Annotated in this window: 6 protein-coding genes; 1 reads left to right on the forward strand and 5 read right to left on the reverse strand. The window is 74.3% G+C overall.

The window, feature by feature from the left end; genetic code table 11:
• Positions 1-148: 148 nt before the first annotated feature.
• The 3 genes from ACFYYT_RS36425 to pdxH all read right to left on the reverse strand — a co-directional run bounded on the left by ACFYYT_RS36425 (position 149) and on the right by pdxH (position 3295).
• The gene (locus tag ACFYYT_RS36425) at positions 149-1471 is read right to left on the reverse strand and encodes a PAS domain-containing protein (RefSeq protein ID WP_351830732.1); all 1323 of its coding nucleotides are present in this window, start codon (positions 1469-1471) and stop codon (positions 149-151) included.
• 129 nt (positions 1472-1600) lie between these two features.
• Positions 1601-2206 carry a PH domain-containing protein gene (locus ACFYYT_RS36430; RefSeq protein WP_351830734.1) on the reverse strand — a complete coding sequence of 202 codons (606 nt, stop codon included), beginning with the start codon at positions 2204-2206 and terminating at the stop codon, positions 1601-1603.
• A gap of 426 nt (positions 2207-2632) precedes the next feature.
• Entirely contained in the window at positions 2633-3295 is a 663-nt protein-coding gene (gene pdxH / locus ACFYYT_RS36435; RefSeq protein ID WP_351830736.1) for a pyridoxamine 5'-phosphate oxidase, read from the reverse strand.
• Positions 3296-3495: 200 nt separating this feature from the next.
• Between pdxH and ACFYYT_RS36440 the strand changes: the two genes are divergently transcribed.
• A complete protein-coding gene (locus tag ACFYYT_RS36440) occupies positions 3496-4602 on the forward strand; it encodes a citrate synthase 2 (RefSeq protein WP_351830738.1) in 1107 nt (368 codons plus the stop codon).
• Positions 4603-4808: 206 nt separating this feature from the next.
• On the opposite strand, the gene ACFYYT_RS36445 is transcribed toward ACFYYT_RS36440, so the two are convergent.
• Together ACFYYT_RS36445 and ACFYYT_RS36450 are read right to left on the reverse strand one after the other, a co-directional pair.
• Positions 4809-5432 (reverse strand): TetR/AcrR family transcriptional regulator, encoded by a 624-nt coding sequence (locus tag ACFYYT_RS36445; protein ID WP_351830740.1) that lies wholly within the window; start codon positions 5430-5432, stop codon positions 4809-4811.
• Positions 5420-6169, reverse strand: a complete 750-nt coding sequence (locus ACFYYT_RS36450; RefSeq protein WP_351830743.1) for an enoyl-CoA hydratase family protein — start codon at positions 6167-6169, stop codon at positions 5420-5422. Before ACFYYT_RS36450 ends, ACFYYT_RS36445 begins: the two co-directional genes overlap by 13 nt.
• Positions 6170-6347 lie beyond the last annotated feature (178 nt).

Below are 6347 nucleotides of genomic sequence, written 5' to 3' on the forward strand. Positions count from 1 at the left end.
GCTCGTACTGGACGTACTCGGGCTTTCGGCCGGTGCGGCGAGAGGGCGTGCCGGACGCCGCGACGGGGCGAACGTTGCCTGACGCGGCACTAGCCGCCTGCGGCCCCAACCGGACACCCCTCAGGGCAGCGGGACCAGGGCAGCGGAACTACGGCGGCGGGCCGCCCGCCGCCAGGTCCAGGTCGGCCGCGACCCGGGCCGCCACCTCCTCGGCGTACAGGGCGTCCGCGCGGTCGAAGGCGGCGCGCGAGGGGCCGCGCAGGAAGGTCAGGGCGCCCAGGGTGCGGCCGCGGCTGCGGAGCACCGTGCAGAGGGCGTGGGCGGACCCTCGCGGCCACTGGCGGGCGTCGGCCCACTGGTCGGCCGGTTCGCCGCCGGGGGCGCTGGCCCGCACCGGGCCGATCCGGTCCAGCGCCTGGAGCGCCGGGTGGGAGGCCTCGTAGCGGACGGGGATCGCGCCGGGCCCGGGCAGCAGCAGGGCCAGCCCGGACGAGGAGACGCCCGAGCGGACGAGCCTGCGCTCGGGGCCCGCCGCCCGCAGCAGATCGACCAGCGCGTGCTCCGCGAACCCGGCCAGGGCGAAGTCCAGCCGGACGGCGGCCGCCTCCGCCGGGTCCCCGCACTCGGCGGCGGCCCGCCCCGCCCGGTGCAGCTGGTTGGCCCGGAAACGCAGTTGGCCGGTGTCCAGCTCGGCCTGCCGGGCCTCGGTGACGTCCTGGAACAGCCAGCCGACCCCCAGCGGGACCGGCTCCTCCGCGAGCGGCGAGGCCAGCCGCAGGAACCCGCAGCGCCAGCAGCGCCGGCGCACCCCCTCGGAGGTCTTCACCGACACCCACAGCTCCAGCGGAGCGGGCGGCGCCCCTTCGGCCAGTACGTGCTGGAGCGCGCCCTCCAGCTCCTCGACGCCCTGCGCGAGCAGGTCCCCGAGCGGCCGTCCGAGCAGTGCGGTGGGGCCCGCTCCGAAGGCGCGGGCCGCGTGCGTGTTGACCACCGCCGGGCGCAGGTCCACGTCGACGAGGACGACCCCCCAGGAGGCGTCCTCCATCAGCGCCTCGCTGAGGGCGATGGAGCGTTCCAGGTCGATCTGGGCGTGCACCTCGCTGAAGGCGCAGTAGACCCCGGCGGGTTTCCCGTCGGCGCCCGTCACCCCGGCGGACTGGGTGCGGACGAGGATCCGGCCGCCCTCCTTGGTCAGCAGGGCGAATTCGTGGACCTGGCGGCCCGCCGCGTGCTGGGCCGCCATCAGGAGCTCCTGCACGTCGTCCGCGTCGGCGGGGCGCGCGGCCCAGCCCGCGAAGCCGCGGCGGCCGACGGCCTCGGCGGCGCTCCAGCCGAGGACGCGCTCGGCTTCGCGGTTCCAGTGGGTGATCACGCCGTCGGAGTCGAACGCGCACAGGGCGGCGTCCATCCCGTCGAGCAGCGCTGCGAGCAGATCGTCGGCGGCGGTATCGGAACGTCCGGAAGCACTCACCTGGCACCCCCTGCAGGTGTTCGCGTGTGCGGCACGTCAGATCATTGAACTGGAACGTGACCCACACCACACCCGCTTCCCGGAATCATCCCGGAATGTCCGATCAGTCGCCCCCGACCTCCGGCGCGGTCAGTCGGCGGTGACGATCAGGACCAGCGCGACGAGGAAGACCACGAGGAAGATCCCGCAGCCCCAGACCGTCCCCGTCATCACCCGGCCCTCGCGGACGGCCTGCCGGTCCATCCGGGCCCGCGCCCGCGGGTCGGGGGCCCAGTCCGGGCCGCGCAGCTCCTCCCAGGCGGCCCTGATCAGGGCGATCTCGCGGGCGACGTCCACGTGGTTGTCGTCCACGTACATGAGCTGGACGCGGCGCCCGGTGGCGTCGTACGCGTACGAGATCGTGCGCGGCTGGTTCTTGGCCATGGCCGCGCTGGGATTGGGCACGGCCCGGATCTCCTGGACGTCCTCCCAGGCCAGCCGGCGGCTCCCGGTGAAGCGGCGCACCCTGATGCCCTTGAGGTCGGCGGAGGTCGCGCAGTGCTTCGAGGCCCACACCAGCCAGCCGAAGAGGGCCAGCACCGCGACGATGAGCAGCAGTTTCACCCCGCCGGGCACGTCGTCCAGGGTGATCACGGACAGGACGGTCCCCGGCGTGCCGATCCCGACGGCGACGTAGACGGCGGACATCTGCTGGGACCGGATCCGGTAGTCGCGCGGCAGCAGCTCGGTGTTCATGACACCCCTCCCCCGATGGCGGAGAGCCAGTGTAGGGAGCGACTCCCTTGCGGAGAAGGGTAGTTGGGAGGGGCACTCGAAGCCGGGGAAGGAACCGGGGAAGGGCCCGGAAAATAGGGTTGAGGAGCTTTGCGACGAGGCCTAGGCTCTGCCGTACACGAGAAGGGAGGTGGTTCCCGAAATGTACGGAAACCGGACGCGTGAGGTGACTGCGGGCTAACGGCCCGTCGTCGCACGCACCCAGTGCGGTGCCCGGCGGGTTCGCCGAGCGCCAATCCCAAGCAGTCACCCGACCCGCGGGCTCGCCGGTACGTCCGGCCGGCTCCTCTCACTGCAGGAGAGGAACCCGAGCCCGCGGGTCGTCTGCATGTCCCGGCCCGGACCGCTCGGACCGCCCGGACCGCTCGGCCCGCCCGGCCCCGGACCTCACGGGCAGAGGCGCTCCACGTGCCACTTCTCGCCGTCGAGGACGTAGCGGAGCCGGTCGTGCAGCCGGTTCTCGTGGCCCTGCCAGAACTCCACCGCGTCGGGCACCACCCGCAGCCCGCCCCACTCCGGCGGCACCGGGACCTGCTCGCCCTCCGGGTAGCGCGCCTCCAGCTCCGCGTACCGGCGGTCCAGCTCCGCGCGCGAGGCGATCACCGTGGACTGCTCGCTCGCCCAGGCGCCCAGCTGCGAGCCGTGCGGCCGGGACCGGAAGTAGGCGGCCGTCTCGTCGCGGCCGGTCCGGGTGGCGGTCCCGGTGACGATGACCTGCCGGGCGATCGGATGCCAGGGGAAGAGCAGCGAGACGTACGGGTTCGCGTCGATCTCGCGGCCCTTGCGGGATCCGTAGTTGGTGAAGAAGACGAAGCCCCGCTCGTCGAACTGCTTGAGCAGCACCGTACGGGAGCTGGGGCGGCCCTCGGGGGTGGCCGTCGAGACGACCATCGCGTTGGGTTCGAAGACGTGCGCGACGGCGGCCTGCTGGAACCAGCGGGCGAACTGCGCCATGGGGGTGTCCGCCAGGGCCCCCTCATCGACGAGCTCGGAGCGGTACTGCCTGCGCATGACGGCGGGGTCAAGGTCCTGATGGGTCACGCGGGCCATCCTGCCGCAGGACGGCGGCGGCGGGTGTGCCGTATGTCACGCTTCCGCAGCCCGGGCCGAACGGACAAAATCTTGGGGCCGGTCCGAGGGTCCCCGCACGGATGACCATCGGCCGTGCCGGGCATCAACGGGGATGACCGCGCCGGACCGCGAATCACGCCGGGAGCCGCGCGTGTTCGCACTATCTGAGGAGCCGCCTGATGTCCGATTTCGTACCCGGACTCGAAGGGGTCGTCGCGTTCGAGACGGAGATCGCCGAGCCCGACAAGGAAGGCGGATCGCTCCGCTACCGGGGGGTGGACATCGAAGACCTGGTCGGCCACGTCTCCTTCGGGAACGTCTGGGGCCTGCTGGTCGACGGTGCGTTCAACCCCGGCCTGCCGGCCGCCGAGCCCTTCCCCATCCCGGTGCACTCGGGCGACATCCGCGTCGACGTGCAGTCCGCGCTCGCCATGCTCGCGCCCGTGTGGGGCCTGAAACCGCTGCTCGACATCGACGAGGCGACCGCGCGCGACGACCTGGCGCGGGCCGCCGTCATGGCGCTGTCCTACGTCGCCCAGTCCGCCCGCGGCCAGGGCCTGCCGATGGTTCCGCAGCGCGAGATCGACAAGGCCGAGTCCGTCGTCGAGCGGTTCATGATCCGCTGGCGGGGCGAGCCGGACCCGCGCCACGTCAAGGCCGTCGACGCCTACTGGACCTCCGCCGCCGAGCACGGCATGAACGCCTCCACCTTCACCGCGCGGGTGATCGCGTCGACGGGCGCCGACGTCGCCGCCGCGCTGTCCGGCGCGGTGGGCGCGATGTCCGGGCCGCTGCACGGCGGGGCGCCGTCCCGCGTGCTCGGCATGATCGAGGAGATCGAGCGCACCGGCGACGCCGTGGCCTACGTGAAGAAGGCCCTGGACAAGGGCGAACGCCTGATGGGCTTCGGGCACCGCGTCTACCGGGCCGAGGACCCGCGCGCCCGCGTGCTGCGGCGCACGGCCAAGGAGCTGGACGCCCCGCGCTACGAGGTGGCCGCCGCGCTGGAGAAGGCCGCGCTGGAGGAGCTGCACGCCCGCCGGCCGGACCGGGTCCTGGCAACCAACGTGGAGTTCTGGGCCGCGATCATGCTGGACTTCGCGGAGGTCCCGGCGCACATGTTCACCTCCATGTTCAGCTGCGCCCGTACCGCCGGCTGGTCGGCGCACATCCTGGAGCAGAAGCGCACCGGGCGGCTGGTGCGGCCGTCGGCCCGCTACATCGGGCCGGGGCGGCGCAACCCCGCGGACATCGAGGGGTACGCGGACATCGCCGAGACCGCCTAGGCCTCCGGCGGTTCGGGGGAGGGCGCCGCATCCCGTGGGGGGCGGCGCCCTTGGCTTGGGGGGGTGGGGGTCCGCTTCTTGCTTGGTGCGGGTGCCTGGTGGGTGCGGGTGCTTTGTGGGTGCGGGTGCCTCGTGGGTGCGGGTGCCTGGTGGGTGCGGGTGCCTCGTGGGTGCGGGTGCCTGGTGGGTGCGGGTGGGGCGCCGGTTTACGTGAGGGCCGCGTCGATGATGCGGGACCACTGCGCGACCACCCGGGCCCGGCGGGCCGTGTCGTCGGTGAGGACGTTGGCCAGGCCCAGGCCCCGGGCCATGTCCAGGAGGCCCTGCACGGTCTCCCGTACGCCGGGCACCGACTCGTCGGCGCCCAGCAGTTCCACCGCGATGCGGTGGGTCTCCCGGCCCACGCGGGCCTCCAGCTCGGTGACCCGGGGGCGCAGCTGCTCCTCGTTGGAGGCCGCCACCCAGAGTTGGAGGGCGGCCCGGAAGAGCGCGCCGGTGTACAGGTCGATCAGGGCCTCGACGACCGCCGGACGCGGGGCGGGGGCGGCGTGGAAGAGCTCTCGCAGGGCGGTGGAGCGTTCCTCGGCGACGTACTCGACGGCCGCCGTGAAGAGCTCCTCCCGGGTGCGGAAGTGGTGCTGGGCCGCGCCGCGGGAGACCCCCGCGCGTTCGGCGACCACGCCGACGGTGGAGCCCGCCCAGCCGTGGTCCGCCAGGCAGGACACCGCCGCCTCCAGGAGGTGGCGGCGGGTGACCCTGCTGCGGGCCTGCTTCGGTTCCTGACGGGGGGTGGTGGCGGGCCCGGGGGCGCCCGTGGTCAGCGTGCCCATGAGGGGTCCCGGCGTTCGAAGCGGGCGGTGATGCCCTCGCGGGCCTCGTCGGAGGCGAAGAGCCGGGCGGAGAGCTCCGTCAGGCGGGGGCCCTGCTCGGCGAGGCCGGCCCGGAGGCCGGCGGTGACGAGCGCCTTCGTCTCCGCGAGCGCGCGGGGGGCGGCCTTGCGGAGTCCGTCGAGGACGGGCCGGAGGGCCTGGTCGAGGTCCTCGCCGGGGCCGGTGTGGAGCGTGAGCAGGCCGATGCGGGCCGCTTCGGCGGCGTCGAACCGCTCGCCGGTCAGGAAGTAGCGGTTGGCCGCGCGGGGGTCGAGCCGCGGCAGCAGGGGGATCGAGATGACCGCCGGGGCGAGGCCGAGGTGCGTCTCGGTCAGCGCGAAGGAGGAGTCCGGGCCGGCCGCGGCGATGTCGCAGGCGCCGAGCAGGCCGAGGCCGCCGGCCCGGACGTGGCCGGTGACGCGGGCGACGACCGGTACGCGCAGCTCGGCGATCTCGCGGAGCAGGGCGAGGAAGTCGGCGGGGTCGCAGGGGGACTTGAGGTCGGCGCCCGCGCAGAAGGTGGTGCCGGTGTGGGTGAGGACGACGGCCCTGGTGCCGGGGTCGGCGGCGGCGGTGGCGAGGGCCGCGCGGAGGGCGGCGACGAGGGCGCTGGAGAGGGCGTTGCGGTTGGCCGGGGAGTCCAGGGTGAGGGTGGTGATGCCGGACGCCTGGGGGGCGGCGTGCACTGGTGGGGCCATGTCTCCTCCGGTGGGGGTGGGGGTGGGGGTGGGGGCGGGGGCGGGATGGTCGGGTGGGGGCGGGGGGGGGGGCCGGGGGGGGGGGGGGGGCGGCGGCGGGGGCGGTTTGGTGGCGGCCGGCCCCGCGGGGGGGGGGGGGCCCCCCCCCCCCAAAAACAAAAAAAATAAATCGACGCAC

Source organism: Streptomyces sp. NPDC002032, from assembly GCF_042890765.1.
In the GTDB taxonomy this organism is placed as follows: Bacteria; Actinomycetota; Actinomycetes; order Streptomycetales; family Streptomycetaceae; genus Streptomyces.